Annotated in this window: 15 protein-coding genes and 1 pseudogene; 12 read left to right on the top strand and 4 right to left on the bottom strand. The window is 72.5% G+C overall.

Annotated elements, in window-relative coordinates:
- The first annotated feature begins 17 nt into the window (after positions 1 to 17).
- The 7 genes from ACIPSE_RS35940 (at position 18) to ACIPSE_RS35910 (ending at position 6,986) form a co-directional block, all read left to right on the top strand.
- Positions 18 to 998 (top strand): helix-turn-helix transcriptional regulator, encoded by a 981-nt coding sequence (locus tag ACIPSE_RS35940; protein WP_401671235.1) that lies wholly within the window; start codon positions 18 to 20, stop codon positions 996 to 998.
- Between the two features lie 71 nt (positions 999 to 1,069).
- Positions 1,070 to 1,360 (top strand): hypothetical protein, encoded by a 291-nt coding sequence (locus ACIPSE_RS35935; RefSeq protein ID WP_401671232.1) that lies wholly within the window; start codon positions 1,070 to 1,072, stop codon positions 1,358 to 1,360.
- A gap of 63 nt (positions 1,361 to 1,423) precedes the next feature.
- Positions 1,424 to 1,618 (top strand): hypothetical protein, encoded by a 195-nt coding sequence (locus tag ACIPSE_RS35930; protein WP_401671229.1) that lies wholly within the window; start codon positions 1,424 to 1,426, stop codon positions 1,616 to 1,618.
- A 261-nt stretch (positions 1,619 to 1,879) separates the two neighbouring features.
- A complete protein-coding gene (gene tatA, locus ACIPSE_RS35925; protein WP_401671226.1) occupies positions 1,880 to 2,167 on the top strand; it encodes a Sec-independent protein translocase subunit TatA in 288 nt (95 codons plus the stop codon).
- 47 nt (positions 2,168 to 2,214) lie between these two features.
- Complete coding sequence (tatC, locus tag ACIPSE_RS35920) at positions 2,215 to 3,168, top strand: twin-arginine translocase subunit TatC (RefSeq protein ID WP_401671223.1); 954 nt, start codon at positions 2,215 to 2,217, stop codon at positions 3,166 to 3,168.
- Between the two features lie 31 nt (positions 3,169 to 3,199).
- Positions 3,200 to 4,090: a diacylglycerol kinase gene (locus ACIPSE_RS35915; protein ID WP_401671221.1), complete on the top strand. Its 891-nt coding sequence runs from the start codon at positions 3,200 to 3,202 to the stop codon at positions 4,088 to 4,090.
- A gap of 40 nt (positions 4,091 to 4,130) precedes the next feature.
- Positions 4,131 to 6,986, top strand: a complete 2,856-nt coding sequence (locus tag ACIPSE_RS35910; RefSeq protein WP_401671219.1) for a DEAD/DEAH box helicase — start codon at positions 4,131 to 4,133, stop codon at positions 6,984 to 6,986.
- Positions 6,987 to 7,388: 402 nt separating this feature from the next.
- Here the strand turns inward: ACIPSE_RS35910 and atzF are convergent.
- The 4 genes and pseudogenes from atzF to ACIPSE_RS35890 all read right to left on the bottom strand — a co-directional run.
- Positions 7,389 to 9,053 (bottom strand): annotated as a pseudogene (gene atzF / locus ACIPSE_RS35905) (allophanate hydrolase); the annotation flags it as partial.
- Positions 9,054 to 9,066: 13 nt separating this feature from the next.
- Positions 9,067 to 12,573 carry a 5-oxoprolinase/urea amidolyase family protein gene (locus tag ACIPSE_RS35900; protein WP_401671217.1) on the bottom strand — a complete coding sequence of 1,169 codons (3,507 nt, stop codon included), beginning with the start codon at positions 12,571 to 12,573 and terminating at the stop codon, positions 9,067 to 9,069.
- A complete protein-coding gene (locus tag ACIPSE_RS35895) occupies positions 12,570 to 13,166 on the bottom strand; it encodes an urea amidolyase associated protein UAAP2 (protein WP_401671214.1) in 597 nt (198 codons plus the stop codon). The genes ACIPSE_RS35900 and ACIPSE_RS35895 overlap by 4 nt, the downstream gene beginning before the upstream one ends.
- Positions 13,163 to 13,987 (bottom strand): urea amidolyase associated protein UAAP1, encoded by an 825-nt coding sequence (locus ACIPSE_RS35890; protein WP_401671212.1) that lies wholly within the window; start codon positions 13,985 to 13,987, stop codon positions 13,163 to 13,165. The genes ACIPSE_RS35895 and ACIPSE_RS35890 overlap by 4 nt, the downstream gene beginning before the upstream one ends.
- Positions 13,988 to 14,276: 289 nt before the next feature.
- Between ACIPSE_RS35890 and ACIPSE_RS35885 the strand changes: the two genes are divergently transcribed.
- The 5 genes from ACIPSE_RS35885 to ACIPSE_RS35865 all read left to right on the top strand — a co-directional run bounded on the left by ACIPSE_RS35885 (position 14,277) and on the right by ACIPSE_RS35865 (position 18,137).
- A complete protein-coding gene (locus ACIPSE_RS35885) occupies positions 14,277 to 14,903 on the top strand; it encodes a TetR/AcrR family transcriptional regulator (protein ID WP_401671210.1) in 627 nt (208 codons plus the stop codon).
- 247 nt (positions 14,904 to 15,150) lie between these two features.
- Positions 15,151 to 16,740, top strand: coding sequence for a sensor histidine kinase (locus tag ACIPSE_RS35880; RefSeq protein ID WP_401671207.1), 1,590 nt, complete (start codon positions 15,151 to 15,153; stop codon positions 16,738 to 16,740).
- Positions 16,737 to 17,144 (top strand): roadblock/LC7 domain-containing protein, encoded by a 408-nt coding sequence (locus ACIPSE_RS35875; RefSeq protein WP_401671204.1) that lies wholly within the window; start codon positions 16,737 to 16,739, stop codon positions 17,142 to 17,144. Before ACIPSE_RS35880 ends, ACIPSE_RS35875 begins: the two co-directional genes overlap by 4 nt.
- Positions 17,141 to 17,536, top strand: a complete 396-nt coding sequence (locus tag ACIPSE_RS35870) for a DUF742 domain-containing protein (protein ID WP_401671201.1) — start codon at positions 17,141 to 17,143, stop codon at positions 17,534 to 17,536. Before ACIPSE_RS35875 ends, ACIPSE_RS35870 begins: the two co-directional genes overlap by 4 nt.
- A complete protein-coding gene (locus ACIPSE_RS35865; protein ID WP_401671198.1) occupies positions 17,517 to 18,137 on the top strand; it encodes a GTP-binding protein in 621 nt (206 codons plus the stop codon). Before ACIPSE_RS35870 ends, ACIPSE_RS35865 begins: the two co-directional genes overlap by 20 nt.
- The last annotated feature ends 31 nt before the right edge of the window (positions 18,138 to 18,168 follow it).

Raw genomic sequence — 18,168 nt, 5'->3', positions numbered from 1 at the left:
GGGGAGCGAGCAACACAGTGGCAGGCAAACCGGTCAGGCCCGCGAGCGCCATCGACCAGACCCGGCGGATGCTGTCCCTGGTGACGTATCTGAAGGAGCGGCCCGGCGCCCGCGTCGAGGACGTGGCCCGCGCGTTCGGGATCACCGAGGACGAGCTGGTCTCCGACCTCGACGTGCTGCCGATGTGCGGCACCAGTTTCCGCGGCGGCGACCTCCTCGACATCGACACCGACGGCGAGCGGATCTGGTGGCACAACCCGGACGACGTCGCGGCGCCGCTGCGGCTGGCCGCCGACGAGGCGACCGCGCTGCTGGTCGCCGCGCGCGCGGTGGCCACGCTGCCGGGGCTGCGCGAGGGCGACCGGCAGGCGCTGCTGCGGGCGACGGCGAAGGTGGAGGCCGCGGCGGGCGAGCAGGCAGGGGCCAGCGCGCGGCTGTCGGTGACCTTCGAGTCCGAGGGCGGGGTCTTCGCGGACGTCGACCGGGCGATCTCCGAGCGGCGCCGGCTGTGGATCCGCTACTACTCGCCGGCCCGTGACGAGCTCTCGGAGCGGGAGATCGACCCCATCCGGCTGGTCAGCGTCGGGCACACGTACGTCGAGGCCTGGTGCCGGCGTTCCGAGGCGCGCAGGACCTTCCGGCTGGACCGGGTCGCCGAGATCAAGATCCTCGACGAGCCGTCCGCGCCGCCCGAGATGGAGCTGCGGGACCTGTCCGAGGCGCTGGTGCAGCCGGCCGCCGAGGATCCCGAGGTCGTCGTCGAGGTGGGGCCCGGTGGGCGCTGGGTCGCCGAGTACTACCCGCACGACAGTGCGGATGAGCTTCCGGACGGCGGGCTGCGTATTACCCTCCGCACCCCTGACCCGGCGTCCCTGCGCCGGCTGGCGCTGCGGCTGGGCGCCGACGGCCGTATCGTCTCGCCGCCCGAGCTGGCCGACAGCGCGCGCAGCGCGGCCCGCGAGGCGCTGGCGGCGTACGACGGGGCCGCACAGGCGTGAGCGGTACGCCCTGCCCGGCGCCGACCGTGGCGGCCCGGAGGCGAACGACCCATGGAAGGAGCGCGAGGGCTTTGAGCGAGTCGGTCATGTCTGGGGTGCAGGGGATGTCGGTGGCGGCTGCCTTCGCGGGGATGAGAAGCGTGGCGCCCACGTTGTTCCGGGCCGGGTGCCCCGACTGCCGCGGCCGGTTCGAGCTGGCCGCGAGCGCGCTGCGGCTGGCGATCGGCGGCAGCAGCAGGACGACGTTCTACTCGTTCACCTGCCCCGAGTGCGGCTCCGCCGTGCGCAAGCCGGCGGGCGAGCGGGTCGTGGAGCTCCTCACCGGCGGCGGCGTGCGGACGCTGCGGCTCCACACGCCCTAGGGCATCTGTGGCGGACGGGTCCTGGTCGTCCGGCTTCGGTCGGGAGCCTCTAGGCTCATCCTCATGTTCTGGTCGATGCTCGCCGTAGCTGTGGGTTTCCTGGGTCTCGTCGTGCTCGGTGTGCTCGCCGTGCGGGTCTTCGTGGAGGCGCGGCGGCTCGGGCAGCAGGTCGCGGACTCCGCGCAGCGCATCAGCCGGGCCGCGGAGGACCTGGAGCGGGCCGCCGGGAGCGCCGCCCGTTCTGTGGACGCGCTGTGAGCCCCGCTGTGCGCTCCGTGTGAGTCCTGCGTTCCATGCGGTTTGGGCCACTTCGCCCTGTCACCCTGGTGGTGTGGGCAGGTACGCTGCTGGTCGCGGCTCGGAGAACGAGGCCCGGACCGCTGACCGGGAGTACGCACAGGGATTGCCTCGCGTTTACCCCTGAGCGTTACGATCGCTGTCGACACGATCGTTCGGACACATGTCCGACCGGTCGGACAGCACCCCACCCCAGCCGCCTCGGTGAGAAGGTAAAGACTTATGTTCGGAAGGCTCGGCGCCCCCGAGATCATTCTCATCCTCGTCGTCATCATTCTGCTGTTCGGCGCGAAGAAGCTTCCCGACATGGCGCGCTCGCTCGGCAAGTCCGCCCGCATCCTCAAGAGCGAGGCGAAGGCGATGAAGGACGACGGCAAGGCCGCTGCCCCGGCCGACCCCCCGCAGCCCGCGGACGAGCAGGCCCCGGCTCAGCGCATCATCCAGGCCGCCCCCGGTGACGTGACGAGCTCGCGCCCGGTCACCGAGCCGACGGACACCACCAAGCGCTGACGCAGGGCCGGTGAACCCCGGCCCGCCGCACGAGATGGGAACGTGGGTTGCTGAAGTCTGCCCGCAAGCAGGAGAAGGATCCCGAGGGGCGGATGCCCCTCGCGGAGCACCTTCGTGAGCTCCGCAACCGGCTCGCGAAGGCGATGCTGGCCATCGTCGCCGTCACGATCGTCGCAGCCTTCTTCTACAACGACATCATCAACTTCTTCACCAAGCCGGTACTGGACTCGGTCGGATGCCCGACCTCGTTCTCCGAGCTGGCGAAGCAGTCGGAGACCGGCGAGAGCTGCGCGAAGATCACCATCAACGGTCTTCTCGCGCCGTTCACCCTCGCCCTGAAGGTCTCCCTGATGGCCGGCGTCGTCCTGGCCTCGCCGGTCTGGCTCTACCAGCTGTGGGCGTTCATCGCCCCCGGTCTGCACCGCAGTGAGAAGAAGTACGCCTACGCCTTCGTCGCCTCCGGCGTCCCGCTCTTCCTCGGTGGCGCCTACTTCGCGTACAAGGTGCTCCCCACGACGGCCAAGGTGCTGATCGAGTTCACGCCGTTCGGCGTCGACAACCTGCTGCCGCTGGACGATCTCCTCGACCTCGTCACGCGCATGGTCGTCGTCTTCGGTCTCTCCTTCGAGCTGCCGCTGCTGCTGGTCTTCCTCAACCTGACCGGCATGATCACCGGCAAGCGCATGCTCGGCTGGTGGCGCGGCATGATCATGGGCATCACCGTGTTCGCGGCCGTCGCGACGCCGAGCACGGACCCGCTGACCATGATGGCGCTCGCCGGACCGATCTGGGTCCTCTACTTCGGCGCCGTGGCCTTCTCCCTGGCCAACGACCGCCGCAGGCAGCGCCGTGACGCCGCGGGCCCCGCCGACGACGAGGCCTCCGACCTCGACCTCACGCCCGAGGACATCGGCGACGTCGAGTCGGTCTCCGCGCACCGCGCCCTGCCCGAGCAGTCGACGGGCGTGGACCGGGTCAACGGTTATGACGACGTGACCTGAAGATCAGGGAGCGACTCGTAGGGTCAGTGACGTGACCAGCGAGATCACCCTTTTCGTGAACCCCGCAGCGGGTCGCGGCCGGGGCGCCCACGCGGCGCAGCCGGCCGCTTCCGCGTTGCGGGCGGCCGGCTTCGTCGTCCGCACCGTCCTCGGTGCCGACGCCGCCGACGCCCTCGCCCGCGCGCGGGCCGCCGTCGCGGGCGGCACCGCGGCCCTGGTGGCCGTCGGCGGCGACGGCATGGCCCACCTCGCCCTCCAGGCCGTCGCCGGCACCCGCACCTCCCTTGGCCTGGTCGCCGTCGGCACCGGCAACGACCTCGCCCGCACCCTGGGACTCCCGGTGCGCGACCCGGCCCGCGCGGGACGGCTGATCGCCGAGGGGCTCGCGGCGGGCCGGACGACGGACATCGACCTCGGGCGGGTGGGGGAGCGCTGGTTCGGCACCGTCCTGGCCTCCGGTTTCGACTCCCGCGTCAACGACCGCGGCAACCGCATGCGATGGCCCGCCGGCCGCCTCCGGTACGACCTGGCGATGCTCGCCGAACTCGCCGCGTTCCGCCCCTTCCCCTACCGGATCCGGCTCGACGACGGAGAGGTCCGCGAGACCGAGGCCACGCTCGTCGCGATCGGCAACGGGTCGTCCTACGGTGGCGGGATGCGGATCTGCCCCGGAGCCGACCCGGCCGACGGCCTGTTCGACGTCACCGTCGTCGGCGACTGCACGCGCGCGACGCTGCTGAGGGTCTTCCCACGCGTCTACCGGGGCACCCACGTCGACCACCCTCGGGTGAGCGTGTACCGGGCCGCGAAGGTCGAGATCAGTGCCCCCGGCAGCACCGGGTACGCCGACGGGGAGCCGCTCGGGCCGCTGCCGCTGACGGCGCGCTGCATCGCCGGAGCGGTCCGCGTCGCAGGTCTGTGAGCTGCGTGAAGTCGAGGTTTCACGGGCTCTGATCCGGATAATGATCGTCCTGTTGTCAGTGGGGCCCGGTACGCTCGAAAGCACGATGACAGAGGACCTCTCACCGGCCGAGCGGTACGCGGCTGCCCGGAAACGGGCCGCCGAGCAGGCCACCGCGCTCGCCTCCTTCCGCGAGATGTACGACTTCGGCCTCGACCCCTTCCAGATCGAGGCCTGCCAGGCACTCGAGGCGGGGAAGGGCGTCCTGGTCGCCGCCCCCACCGGTTCCGGCAAGACGATCGTGGGCGAGTTCGCCGTCCACCTCGCCCTGCTCCAGGGCAAGAAGTGCTTCTACACGACACCCATCAAGGCGCTGTCGAACCAGAAGTACGCCGATCTGTCCCGCCGTTACGGCGCGGACAAGGTCGGTCTGCTCACCGGTGACAACAGCGTCAACTCCGACGCCCCGGTGGTCGTGATGACCACCGAGGTGCTGCGGAACATGCTGTACGCGGGCTCGCAGACCCTCCTCGGCCTCGGCTACGTGGTCATGGACGAGGTCCACTACCTCTCCGACCGCTACCGCGGTGCCGTCTGGGAGGAGGTGATCATCCACCTCCCCGAGTCCGTCACCCTGGTCTCCCTGTCGGCGACCGTCTCCAACGCCGAGGAGTTCGGCGACTGGCTCGACACCGTCCGCGGCCACACCGAGGTGATCGTCTCCGAGCACCGGCCGGTGCCGCTGTTCCAGCACGTCCTCGCCGGACGCCGCATGTACGACCTGTTCGAGGAGGGCGAGGGCCACAAGAAGGCCGTCAACCCCGACCTCACCCGCCTCGCGCGGATGGAGGCGAGCAGGCCCTCGTACCAGGACCGCAGACGCGGCCGGGCCATGCGGGAGGCCGACCGGGAGCGCGAGCGCCGGCAGCGGTCGCGGGTGTGGACGCCGAGCCGGCCCGAGGTCATCGAACGGCTCGACTCCGAGGGCCTGCTGCCCGCCATCACCTTCATCTTCAGCCGCGCCGCCTGCGAGGCCGCCGTCCAGCAGTGCCTGCACGCGGGCCTGCGGCTCAACGACGACGAGGCCCGGGTCAAGGTGCGCGCCCTGGTCGAGGAGCGCACGGCGTCGATCCCCACCGAGGACCTGCACGTCCTCGGCTATTACGAGTGGCTCGAAGGCCTGGAACGCGGCATCGCGGCCCACCACGCGGGCATGCTGCCGACGTTCAAGGAGGTCGTCGAGGAGCTCTTCGTCCGCGGCCTGGTGAAAGCCGTGTTCGCCACCGAGACCCTCGCCCTGGGCATCAACATGCCCGCCCGGTCGGTGGTGTTGGAGAAGCTCGTCAAGTGGAACGGCGAACAGCACGCCGACATCACCCCCGGCGAGTACACCCAGCTCACCGGGCGTGCCGGGCGGCGCGGCATCGATGTCGAGGGCCATGCCGTCGTCCTGTGGCAGCGCGGCAGCAGCCCCGAGCACCTGGCCGGTCTCGCGGGCACCCGCACCTATCCGCTGCGCTCCAGCTTCAAGCCGTCGTACAACATGGCCGTCAACCTCGTCGAGCAGTTCGGGCGGCACCGCTCGCGGGAGCTGCTGGAGACGTCGTTCGCGCAGTTCCAGGCCGACAAGTCGGTCGTCGGCATCTCCCGGCAGGTGCAGCGCAACGAGGAGGGGCTGGACGGCTACAAGGCCTCCATGACCTGCCACCTCGGCGACTTCGAGGAGTACGCGCGGCTGCGCCGCGACCTGAAGGACCGGGAGACCGAACTGGCCCGCCAGGGCGCCAGCCAGCGGCGCGCCGAGGCGGCCGTGGCCCTGGAGAAGCTCAAGCCCGGTGACGTCATCCACGTCCCCACCGGCAAGTACGCGGGCCTCGCGCTGGTGCTGGACCCGGGGCTGCCCGCCGGGCGGTCCAACGGGCATCGCGGCTTCGACCACCACGACGGTCCCCGCCCGCTGGTCCTGACCGCCGAGCGGCAGGTCAAGCGGCTCGCCTCGATGGACTTCCCCGTGCCGGTCGAGGCCCTCGACCGGATGCGGATCCCCAAGTCGTTCAACCCGCGGTCGCCGCAGTCCCGGCGCGACCTGGCCTCCGCCCTGCGCACCAAGGCCGGTCACATCCCCCCGGAGCGGGCCCGCAAGCAGCGCTCGCAGGCCGCCGACGACCGGGAGATCGCCCGGCTGCGCACCGCCATCCGCGCCCACCCCTGCCACGGCTGCGACGACCGGGAGGACCACGCGCGGTGGGCCGAGCGGTATCACCGGCTGCTGCGCGACACCTCCCAGCTGGAGCGGCGCATCGAGGGCCGCACCAACACCATCGCGCGGACCTTCGACCGGATCGTCGCCCTCCTCACCGAGCTGGACTACCTGCGCGGCGACGAGGTCACCGAGCACGGACGCCGCCTCGCCCGGCTCTACGGCGAGCTGGACCTGCTCGCCAGCGAGTGCCTGCGCGAGGGCGTCTGGGAGGGCCTCGGCCCCGCCGAACTCGCCGCGTGCGTGTCCGCGCTGGTGTACGAGGCGCGGGTCGGCGACGACGCGATGGCGCCGAAGCTGCCGTCGGGCAAGGCCAAGGCCGCGCTCGGCGAGATGGTGCGGATCTGGGGCCGGCTGGACGCCCTGGAGGAGGACTTCCGGATCACCCAGACCGAGGGCGTCGGGCAGCGCGAGCCGGATCTCGGGTTCGCCTGGGCCGCGTACATGTGGGCCAGCGACAAGGGTCTTGACGAGGTGCTGCGCGAGGCCGAGATGCCCGCGGGCGACTTCGTCCGGTGGTGCAAGCAGGTCATCGACGTGCTCGGGCAGATCTCGGCGGCGGCGCCCTCCAGGGAGGGATCGACGGTGGGCAAGGCCGCGCGCAAGGCGGTCGACCAGTTGCTGCGGGGGGTCGTCGCCTACTCGTCCGTCGGCTGACGTCCGTCGGCTGACGGCTGACGGGGGCGGGGCGGGAGGGGGTACGGCGAGGGCGGGGAGTGCGTGGACGGTGGCGTCCACGCGTCCGCGTGTGCACGGCGCCAGGCCCGCGCGTGTGCACGGCGGTAGCCCTCCGCTTGTCCTCGCCTCGCCGCCTCCGCGTGTCGATGTGGCCGGCCGGGGAGCGGCACGGCACCGTGCCCCGGCCCGCCCGGAAGAAGGACGCAGCGTCCCGCGCCCCCCCCGAAGGGAGCGGGGACCTCACCCGGTCCGGTGATCCAGGTAGCGGCGCCCTCCAGGGAGGGTTCGACCGTGGCCAGGAACGCGCGCAAGGCGGTCGACCAGTTGCTGCGGGGCGTGGTCGCCTACTCGTCGGTGGCGTGACCGACGCCCCGGGCGCCCTCACACCTCCCGGTGCCCGAGGTAGTGCCGCCAGCCTCCGTGTGCGGTGATGTCCTCGGCGTCCTTCAAGGCGCCGGGTTCGCACAGGAAGCCCGGCACCGCGGTGCCGTCCGCCAGCCGTACGCTGCCCAGGGCCATCGGGCGGGGCAGCGCGGCCAGCAGCCGGCCCAGCCCCTCCGCCGGGAGGCTCCAGACCTCCGCCTCGACGGACGCCCCGCCCTCGCCCACGTACTCCAGGCCCGGCTTCGGCGGCCGGGTGGTGAGAGCGTGCAGGCGGTACACCGGTGCCGTGGCCGTCGTACGGTCCAGGCGGGCGCCCAGGGCGAGGAGCTGCGGGTTGAGCGGCTGGCCGGTCAGATGGGCGCCCACCACCGCCACCTCGGTCCGCGGCTGGAGCAGGGCGGCGATCCGGGTGAGCCGGTCGTCGGTGTGCGCCGGGCCGATGAGCATGACGCCGAACGGCAGGCCGTCGACCTCGCCCGCCGGGACCGCTGCCGCCGCCAGGTCGAAGAGGTTGGTGGAGTTGGTGAAGCGGCCCAGCCGGGCGTTGGCGCCCAGCGGGTCCGCGGCGACCTCCGCCAGGGTCGGGTGCCCTGGGGCCGTGGGGAGCAGGAGAGCGTCCGCGTCGGCCAGTTCGGCCAGCGCGCGGGTGCGCAGGGCGGCCAGGTGAGCCTGGTCCGCGAAGAGACGGTGGGCCGGGACGTCACGGCCCCGGGTGATGATGCCGGTGACCGTCGGGTCGAGCCCCGCGGCGGCCTCGCCGCCCTCGGCGAGCGCCTTGTCGACAAAGCTGCCCACGGCGGTGTAGCGCTCGGCGACGAACGCGCCCTCGTAGAGCATCGCGGCGGCCTCGGTGAACGGGGACAGGTCGATCGGGCGCAGTGACGCGCCGGCGGCCTCCAGCCGGGCGGCGGCCTCCTCGTACGCCTCGGCCCAGCCCGCGTCCAGCTCGCCCAGCTGCTCCGTCGGCGGGACCGCGATCCGCCACGGGCCGGGAGTGCGCCCGGGCAGCGCCGGAGCCGCCACGGTGACCATGTGGGCGAGGGCCTGCTCGGCCTCCGGGAGGGTGCGGGCGAAGACCGTCACGCAGTCGATGGACGCGCACGCCGGGACGACGCCCTCGGTCGGGACCAGGCCCCGGGTCGGCTTCAGGCCGACGACGCCGTTGAAGGCGGCCGGGACCCGGCCCGAGCCCGCCGTGTCCGTGCCCAGCGCGAGATCGACCAGGCCGAGCGCGACCGCCACCGCCGAACCGGCGCTGGAGCCGCCGCTGATCCGCGCCGGGTCGAGGGAGTTCCGCACGGCCCCGTAGGGGGAGCGGGTGCCCACCAGGCCGGTCGCGAACTGGTCCAGGTTGGTCGTGCCGAGGACGAGCGCGCCGGCCGCGCGCAGCAGGGCGACGGCCGGCGCGTCCGCCGCGGGCCGGTAGGCGTACGCCGGGCAGCCCGCGGTCGTGGGCAGGCCCGCCACGTCGATGTTGCCCTTGACGGCCAGCAGCCGTCCGGCGAGCGGGAGCCGGGCGCCGGACGCCACCCGTTCGTCGATCGCGCGGGCCTCCGCCTCGGCCTCCGCCCGCGCCCGCAGGTCGATCCAGATCTCGGGACGGTCCACGGCCTCGATGCGCGCGTAGGCGGCACGGACCCGGTTCACCACGGTCATGTCTCTGCTCCTCGCTGTGTCAGCCCGCCGCGGGGGCCAGGACGAGCAGGGCCGTGCCCGCCTCCACCTGGTCGCCCGGCCTGGCCAGGACCCGCTCCACCACGCCGTCGGCCGGCGCGTGCACCCTGGACTCCATCTTCATCGCCTCCAGCGCGAGCAACGGCTGCCCGGCCGTCACCTCGTCGCCGGGGGAGACGTTCACCTGCCACACGGACGCCGCGAACTCGGCCTCGACGAGGCGCCCTCCCGCGGGGACCGTCACCTCGGCGGGCGCCGCGGGCGCGGCCGTCACCGACTCCGCCCGTGCGAACTCGCCCGCGGCCTCCCACGCGTCCCGCTCCGCCGCGAAGGCGGTCTGCTGGCGGGCCCTGAACTCCCCTATGGAGTCCGCGTGTTCGGCGAGGAACTCCTGGTACCCGGCGAGGGAGAAGGTGCCCTCCTCGATCCGGGGCACGAACCGTCCGGAGGTGATGTCGGCCCGCAGGTCGAGGAGTTCGTCCGCGTCGACCGGATACCACTTGATGCGGTCGAAGAAGCGCAGCAGCCAGGGCGAACCGGCCTCGAAGGCGCCGCGCTGCTGCCACGGCGACCACACCTGCGTCGTGCGCCCCACGAACTGGTAGCCGCCGGGGCCCTCCATGCCGTAGACGCAGAGGTAGGCGCCGCCGATACCGACCGAGTTCTCCGCCGTCCAGGTGCGGGCCGGGTTGTACTTCGTCGTCACCAGCCGGTGGCGGGGGTCCAGCGGGGTGGCCACGGGGGCGCCCAGGTAGACGTCGCCCAGGCCCAGGACGAGGTACTCGGCGTCGAAGACCGTGCGGTACACGTCGTCGACCGAGTCCAGGCCGTTGACGCGGCGGATGAACTCGATGTTCCACGGGCACCAGGGCGCGTCGTCCCGCACCCCGGCCATGTAGCGGGCGATGGCCTCACGGGTCGCCGGGTCGTCCCACGACAGCGGGAGGTGGACCGTCCGGGAGGGGACGACGAGTTCGTCGGTCGGGGGCAGTGAGGTGACGATCTCCCGTACCGTCTCCAGGAGTTCGCGCTGCGGCAGCCGCCCGGGGTCGGTCTGGATCTGCAGGGAGCGGATGCCGGGGGTGAGGTCGGTGACCCCGTCCAGGCACTGTCCGGCGACCGCCTCCATCAGGGCGTGCACCCGCATCCGCAGGGCCAGGTCCAGCTGCATGGGCCCGAACTCGACGAGCAGGTTGTCGTCGCCGCTGCGCCGGTAGGTCACGTCCCCGTCGCGGGCCAGGATCCCGCCGTCGACGATCTCCGCGCGGGCCGATCCGTCGACGTCCACCGGGGTGAACCGGACGGTGTCTCCGGGGCGCAGCTGCCCGAGCTTCCAGCGTTCGCCGCTCAACACCGTGGCCGGGCAGACGAATCCGCCGAGCGAGGGGCCGTCCGGGCCGAGCAGCACCGGCATGTCGCCCGTGTAGTCGACCGCGCCGACCGAGTACGGGGTGTCGTGGATGTTGGACGGATGCAGCCCCGCCTCGCCGCCGTCGGCGCGTGCCCAGCGCGGCTTCGGGCCGACCAGCCGGACCCCGGTGCGCGCCGAGTTGAAGTGGACCTTCCACTCGGCGGCGTAGAAGTCGCGGATGTCGTCCTCGGTGAAGAACTCCGGTGCCGCGTGCGGTCCTTCGACGGCGCCGATGTGCCACACGGAGCCGTACGAGGGCGGGTCGGCGACCGGTGCGCCCTCGGCGGTGCCGCCGCCGTGCAGCACGTCCCCGGTGCGCAGCGCCCGGCCGCCGTGGCCGCCGAACCGGCCCAGCGTGAAGGTGCTGGCGCTGCCGAGGAACAGGGGCACGTCCAGGCCGCCGGCGAACAACACGTAGGTGCGCAGGCCGTGTTCGAGGGGTGCGCCGACCGAGAGCTCCGCGCCCGGGGGTACCGTCACCGGCTCCCACTGCGGTACGGGGGCCCCGTCGACCGTCACCTCGGCCGGGGCGCCGGTCACGCACACGGTCGTCGCGTGGGTGAACCTCAGCACCGGTCCCTGGAGGGTGCATTCGAGTCCCGGCGCGCTCTCGGGGTTGCCGAGCGCCTCGTTGCCGAGCCGGAACGCCAGGTCGTCCATCGGGCCGCACGGCGGCACCCCGACCTGCCAGTAGCCGGTGCGGCCGGGATGGTCCTGCACGGTGGTGAGGGTGCCGCCGGAGACGACCTCGATGCGCGGGGTCGGGTCGGTGACCGTCGCCAGGGTGGCCGTCGAGTGCGAACCCGCCGTGAAGCGGGGGTCCTTGAGCGCCGCCCGCACCAGCCCCAGGTTGGTCTCGATGCCGTCGACCCGGGTGCGGGCCAGGGCCTCGTCGAGGCGGGCCAGCGCGTGGGCGCGGTCGGGGCCGTACGCGATGACCTTCGCCAGCATCGGGTCGTACGCCGTGGTGACCTCGGTGCCGGTCTCCACCCAGCCGTCGACACGGACGCCCTGCGGGTATGCGACCCGGGTCAGCAGGCCCGCGCTGGGCCGGTGGTCGCGGCTCGGGTCCTCGGCGTAGACGCGGGCCTCGACGGCGTGACCGCGCGGCGCGCCCGGCTCGCGGACGACGTCGCGTTCGCCGCGGGCCAGGCGGAGCATCCAGGCGACCAGGTCGACGCCGTAGATCTCCTCGGTGACCGGGTGCTCCACCTGGAGGCGGGTGTTGACCTCCAGGAAGTAGGCCTCCTCGCGGGCGGCGTCGTAGACGAACTCGACGGTCCCCGCGGAGCGGTAGCCGACCGAGGCGCACAGCTCACGGGCGGAGGAGGCGAGCCGTTCGCGGACGCGGTCGGGCAGGCCGGGGGCCGGGGCCTCCTCCAGGACCTTCTGGTTGCGGCGCTGGAGGGAGCAGTCGCGGTCGCCGAAGGTGACGACCCGGCCCGTGCCGTCGCCGAAGACCTGGACCTCGACATGGCGGGCGTCGTCGACGAGCCGCTCCAGGAAGACGCCGGCCGAGGAGAAGGAGGCCGCCGCGACGCGCTGCACCCGCTCCCAGGCGTCGGCCAGTTCGGCGGCGGAGCGACATGCCGACATACCGATGCCGCCGCCCCCGCCGGTCGCCTTGAGCATGACCGGGTAGCCGATGCGCTCCGCCGCCGCCAGGGCGTCCGCGGGGGAGGCCAGCAGGCCCGTGCCGGGGGCCAGGGCGACGCCCGCCGCCTCGGCCGCCGCGCGGGCCGTGTGCTTGGCGCCGAACAGCTCCAGCTGCTCCGGCGTCGGGCCCACGAACACGATCCCCGCCTCCTCGCAGCGGCGCGCGAACGCGGCGTCCTCGGACAGGAACCCGTACCCGGGGTGGACGGCGCCCGCCCCGGTGTCCTTCGCGGCCCGCAGCACCAGGTCGGCGTCGAGGTAGGACTCCTTGGCGGGCGCCGGGCCCAGCCGGACCGCCTCGTCGGCGAGCCGGACGTGCGGGGCCGAGCGGTCGGGGTCGGAGTACACCGCGACGGTGCGCAGGCCCAGTTCACGGGCCGTGCGGATGATGCGGACGGCGATCTCGCCCCGGTTGGCGACCAGCAGCGTGTCGAAGGTCATCCGGCGGCCTCGATCGTCATCTCCACGGCGGTCGGTTCGAAGCCGTTGCAGGGGTTGTTGATCTGGGGGCAGTTGGAGACCAGGACCAGGACGTCCCGTTCGGCGCGCAGCGTCAGCGCGAGCCCCGGCGCGGAGAGCCCGTCGACGATGCCGAGAGTGCCGTCCTTCTCGACCGGCACGTTCATGTACCAGTTGATGTTGGAGACCAGATCGCGTTTGCCGAGGCCGTGCTTCGCGCCCTCGGCGAGGAAGTTGTCCACGCACGCGTGCTGCGACCAGGTGTGGTGGCCGTAGCGCAGGGTGTTGGACTCCTTGGAGCAGGCGCCGCCGACCGTGTCGTGGCGGCCCACCGCGTCGGCGACGACCGTCATCAGCGCGGTGTGCTCGTTCGACAGCAGCACGCTGCCCGTCGTCAGGAAGATGTTCCCCTGGGCGTGGATCGTGTCCGGCGCGCTGTAGCGCACGGACGTGTCGTGGGCGTCGTAGACGAGGAAGTCGACGGCCTGGTTGCCGTGCAGATCGGTGACGGTGAGCGTCTCGCCCGCGCGGACGACCGCCGACCAAGCGGCGCGCTCCGGAACGACGGTCTTCATGCGAGCCCCCTGGCGGCGAGGAATTCGGCGGTGTTGAGGAAGGCGCGGCGGCCCTCGGGCGTGGCCTGCCACAGCGGGTCGTCCGCGGTGGTCGGCGCGGCCCGCCAGGCGAGGACCTCCAGCGGGGTGCTGACGTACGCGGCCCGCGGATCGGCCGGGTGCGGCACGTTGGCGATCAGCACGGTCAGGTCCTGTTCGGCGCGCAGGGTGACGCTGCCGCCCGGACCGGCCGAGCCGGTGAAGTCCAGGGCGCCGTCCTCGCGGACCTCCACGCCCTGGAAGAAGGAGAGCGACGGCGGCAGGTCGCGCGGGCCCAGGCCGTTCTTCGCCGCCGCCAGCTTGAACAGCTCGCGTCCGGCGGGGGAGGCCGACTGGGGGGTGCCGTCGCCGTACCGCGCGGTGTTGCGCACCAGGGTGGAGGTCCCGCACAGGGCGTCGTGCCGCCCGGAGGTGTCGGCGACGACCGAGGCCAGCACCCTGCCCTGGTCGGACAGCAGGAGCCGGCCCTCGCCGAGGTAGGCGTTCCACTGCACCTTCACCGTGTCGGCGACGTTGAGGCGCTCCCAGGGCCGGTCCGCCACGTACAGCAGCAGATGCGCGCAGGCGTCGCCGTGCGCGTCCGTCAGGCGCAGCTCGGTGCCGCGTGCCAGCACCCGGTGCGTGTAGTTGCCGCCCGCGACGGTCTCCGCCCACACCAGGTGCCCGGCCTCGCACGGTGGCGCGGGCCAGTCGGCGGCCGGGACGACGGGCATGGCCTCGGCGTGGGCGCCCTCCTGGGCGCGGGCGTGATCGCGGGCTCCGTACGTGGTCTGTGTCGCCATCGCGGGACCTGCCTTCGGCTGCGGTGTCCGGTCGGACACTCGTCGTTTGTCTTGCTGTGTCTCTGTCGCTCGGCGCTTGCGCCGCTCGGCGTCCGCGTCGGTCGGCGCTACTGCCATCCGGCGTCCGGGTCGCTCGGCGCTTCCGCCGTCCGGTGTTTCTGTCGCTCGACAGAAATTAGGCAGTGGCCGCGTCACCGGCGTTGCCGCCGCGTTGCCCGTCGGTTACCGACGGCTCACCGCGCCCGGCGCCCGCGATCACCGGACGGGGCGGTGTGCGAGGATCGACCGCATGGGAACGAGCAGTGGCCGCCGCGTCGGACGGCCCCGGGCCGCCGGGCGTCCGGACAGCGGGCTCCAGCCGCGCGACGAACTGCTCACGGCCGCCGCCGAGTTGTTCACCACCAGCGGCTACACGGCCACCACCACCCGGGCCGTCGCCGAACGCGCGGGCATGCGCCAGGCCTCCATGTACCACTACGTCTCCGGCAAGGAGGAGCTGCTCGCCGCGCTCCTGGAGTCGACGGTCACGCCCTCGCTGGCCTATGCGCGCGAACTGCTCGCCGACGACACCGCCCCCGCCGGGGAACGTCTGTGGCGGCTGTGCCGCGCTGACGTGGAGCTGCTGTGCGCCGGTCCGTACAACCTCGGCGGGCTCTATCTGCTGCCCGAGGTGCGCACCGAGCGGTTCGCGGGCTTCCATGCCGTGCGCGCCGAACTCAAGGACGCCTACCGGCAGTTGCTCGCCGCGACCCCGGCCGGCGGGGCGCTGGTCAAGACGGAGCTGGACCTGCGGACCGACCTGGTGTTCGGGCTGATCGAGGGGGTCATCCTCGTCCACCGCTCCGGACCCGAACGCCCCGTGTCCGCGTTTGCGGAGGCTACGGCGGACGCGGCCCTGCGGATCGCCGGAGTCTGATCTTCACCCTTTACGGTGAGTCATCTCGGGATGCCCCCACGCCGTGACGCACCGTGTGCAAGCGTTGCCGCAGCGTGCAAATGGGGCTGAGGTTACTCCTGCCTCACGTCCGATTTCAGGTGCTTGCTGAATATGACACAGCGATGATCCGGTCGGACTAAGCTCGCCCGCAGCGCACCGAGTTGAGATGGATTCGTGCGCTTGTTCCCTAATTGTGCTCCTCCCAGCCGATTTTCAGAGGGCCTACATGGTGAGTGTTCAATCCCCACCCGGACGCCGTGAACTTCCCTACGCGCGCGTGCTGTTGCTGCCCGCGATACTGATGGCCGCGGCGACCGGAACCGCAGCCGCCCTGGTGTCGGAGCCGGCCCGTGCGGCCGTCGGCTGGACCGGCGCCGTCGCCACCCTCCTGGTGCTGGCGGCAGCGACCGAAGCGGTGCGCCGCGGCCGGGCCCTGCGTGACGCGCGGGCCCGACACGCTCGTGACAGTGCGTATCTGGAACGGCGGGTCGCCTCCCACGAGGAGGAGATGCTCCGCTTCGCCCAGGAGGTCACCCCGCACGCGATCTACCGGTTGCGATCCGGAAACAGCCCCTCGGAGGTGATCCGCGACCTCGGCCTGATCGACCCCTCCTACCGCGAACTGCCCCAGCCGCAGCTGATGCTGCTCCACACGGTCCTCGACCTCATCGACCGCGAGGACATCCTGCGCGACTCCGCGCAGCGCTCCTTCGTCAGCATCGCCCGCCGCGTCCAGGCCATCGTCCACCAGCAGGCCAAGGAACTGCGGGAGATGGAGGAGGACCACGGCCGCAACCCCGAGGTCTTCGACGACCTGCTGCGCATCGACCACGGCACCGCCCTGATCGGCCGCCTCGCCGACTCCATCTCCGTCCTCGGCGGCGGCCGGCCCGGCCGCCAGTGGCCCGAGCCCGTCCCGCTGTACAGCGTGCTGCGCGGCGCCATGTCCCGCATCCTGGAGTACCGCCGCATCAAGCTGGAGTCGATCGCCCAGGTCAACATCCGCGGCATCTCCGTCGAACCGGTGATCCACGCCGCCGCGGAACTCCTCGACAACGCCACCCGCTACTCACCGCCGCAGACCAAGGTGCACGTCACCGCCACCGAGGTGCAGACCGGCATCGCCATCGAGATCGAGGACGCCGGCGTCAGCTTCAGCGAGGAGGCCCGCGCCCGTGCCGAGGGCATGCTGGAGCGCGCCCTCGCCGGCCACGACCTCCAGGACCTCGGCGACTCCCCGAGGCTCGGTCTCGCCGTCGTCGGCCGCCTGTGCACCCAGTTCAACATGCAGGTCTCCCTGCGCAGTTCGGCGTACGGCGGTGTCCGCGCCGTCCTCATCGTGCCGCGCGAGATGATGACCAGCGAACCCGCCCCCGGACTCGCCCACGGCATCGGCGCCACCGCCCTGCCCAAACCCCAGCCCGGTGCGCTCGAAGGTCCCAAGCGCGCACCGAAGCGCCGCCGCCCCACCAGCCCCCGCATCCCCGCAGGTGTCTCCATGGAGGACGAGGTCCCCGAGGTCACCGAATGGACCGCGGGCGGCCTGCCCCAGCGCCGCAGCCGCGTCAAGGTCCCGCTCAGCCAGCGGCTCGCCGAACAGGCCGCCGAGGAGCAGGCCGCGCGCGAGGGCAAGCCGTCGATCTGGTCGACGCCCGCGCCCACGCCCGAACCCGAGCCCGAGAAGGAACCCGAACCCGGCCTGTGGGTCGAGGCGTTCTGGAACGGACTCAAGGGCGACCCGGACCCGACCGCGGTCACCCAGCCGACCACCGAGCCGGCCCATGTCGAGGCCGACGACGAGAGGGACCACCAGTGATCCAGCAGCGAGCCAACTTCGACTGGATGCTCAAGGATCTCGCCGACGGGGTGCCCGGCATCGAGATGATCGTGGTGCTCTCCGCGGACGGCCTGCGCATCGCTCGCTACGGAGGCGACCCGGACGCCGCCGACCGCGTCGCCGCCGCCTGCGCCGGGCTGCAGAGCCTCGCCGGCGCGGTCGCCCACGAGATCCCCGGCAGCGACGGCCGCATGAAGATGGTCCTCATCGAGATCAACGGCGGCTACTTCTACCTGATGGCCGCGGGCCCCAACGCCTATCTCGCCGTCCTGTCCGACGTCGTCGCCGAACCGGGCCTGATGAGCAACCGGATGCGCGACCTCGTCGTCCGGATCGGCGCCCATCTCACCAGCCCGCCCCGGCGCAACGGCCAGACCGTATGACTCCTCCGCAACGCCAGAGGCGCCTCCCCCAGCACCGGCCGCCTCCCCCGCCCAAGGGCGAGCGGGACCGCAAGGCCCCCGAGCGGCTGTACGTGGTCGCGGGGCCGGACGGCGAGCGCGCCGACCTCGACCTGGTCACGTTAATCGTGGCGCGCGCCGAACCGCCGCACTCCGCCTCGCCCGAGCAGACGGCGGTGCTCCGGCTCACCGTGGCGCCGCTCTCGGTGGCCGAGCTGTCGGCCTATCTGAACCTCCCGTTCAGTGTGATGACCGTGCTGCTCACCGAGATGCTCACCGGCGAACTGGTGCAGGCGCGCGCCCCGATCGTCCGCCAGGCGCTTCCCGACCGTTCCCTCCTCGAAGCGGTGATGCATGGACTTCAAAGGCTCTGACACCCTCCCCGGCCCACGGTCCGAGGACCATCTGCCGCAGACGGCCCAGGCCGCGGTGAAGATCGTGATCGTGGGCGGCTTCGGAGTCGGCAAGACGACGATGGTCGGCTCCGTCAGCGAGATCAGACCGCTGACCACCGAGGAGACGATGACCCAGGCCGGGATCGGGGTCGACGACAACTACGGCTCCGACACCAAGACCGCCACCACCGTGGCGATGGACTTCGGCCGCATCAGCATCACCGACCAGCTCGTCCTGTACCTGTTCGGCACCCCCGGCCAGGAGCGCTTCTGGTTCCTGTGGAACGGCCTGTTCGAGGGCGCGCTCGGCGCGGTGGTGCTGGTCGACACCCGCCGCCTCGAAGTCAGCTTCGACGTCATAGGCCGGCTGGAGGAGCGCGGCGTGCCCTTCGTCATCGCCGTCAACACCTTCCCCGACGGCCCCCGTTACCCCCTCGCCGACCTGCGCACGGCGCTCGACCTGGCACCCGACATCCCCATCGTGGAGTGCGACGCGCGCCGCCGGGCCTCCAGCCGGGACGTCCTGATGACCCTGATGCGCTTCCTGCACTCGCTCGCCATGACGGGCGCCCTCAGATAACCCGAACTCCCCGCAACCGGAACCCTCTTCG

Source organism: Streptomyces sp. NPDC090106 (genome assembly GCF_044747265.1).
Taxonomy (GTDB): domain Bacteria; phylum Actinomycetota; class Actinomycetes; order Streptomycetales; family Streptomycetaceae; genus Streptomyces.
This window is presented reverse-complemented; position numbering and strand designations above follow the sequence as displayed.

Coding starts and splice junctions, on each gene's coding strand:
- ACIPSE_RS35890 (WP_401671212.1), bottom strand. CDS start 13,987: ATGGCGACACAGACCACGTACGGAGCCCGCGATCACGCCCGCGCCCAG.
- ACIPSE_RS35895 (WP_401671214.1), bottom strand. CDS start 13,166: ATGAAGACCGTCGTTCCGGAGCGCGCCGCTTGGTCGGCGGTCGTCCGC.
- ACIPSE_RS35885 (WP_401671210.1), top strand. CDS start 14,277: ATGGGAACGAGCAGTGGCCGCCGCGTCGGACGGCCCCGGGCCGCCGGG.
- tatA (WP_401671226.1), top strand. CDS start 1,880: ATGTTCGGAAGGCTCGGCGCCCCCGAGATCATTCTCATCCTCGTCGTC.
- ACIPSE_RS35870 (WP_401671201.1), top strand. CDS start 17,141: ATGACTCCTCCGCAACGCCAGAGGCGCCTCCCCCAGCACCGGCCGCCT.
- ACIPSE_RS35930 (WP_401671229.1), top strand. CDS start 1,424: ATGTTCTGGTCGATGCTCGCCGTAGCTGTGGGTTTCCTGGGTCTCGTC.
- ACIPSE_RS35910 (WP_401671219.1), top strand. CDS start 4,131: ATGATCGTCCTGTTGTCAGTGGGGCCCGGTACGCTCGAAAGCACGATG.
- ACIPSE_RS35880 (WP_401671207.1), top strand. CDS start 15,151: ATGGTGAGTGTTCAATCCCCACCCGGACGCCGTGAACTTCCCTACGCG.
- ACIPSE_RS35865 (WP_401671198.1), top strand. CDS start 17,517: ATGGACTTCAAAGGCTCTGACACCCTCCCCGGCCCACGGTCCGAGGAC.
- ACIPSE_RS35900 (WP_401671217.1), bottom strand. CDS start 12,573: ATGACCTTCGACACGCTGCTGGTCGCCAACCGGGGCGAGATCGCCGTC.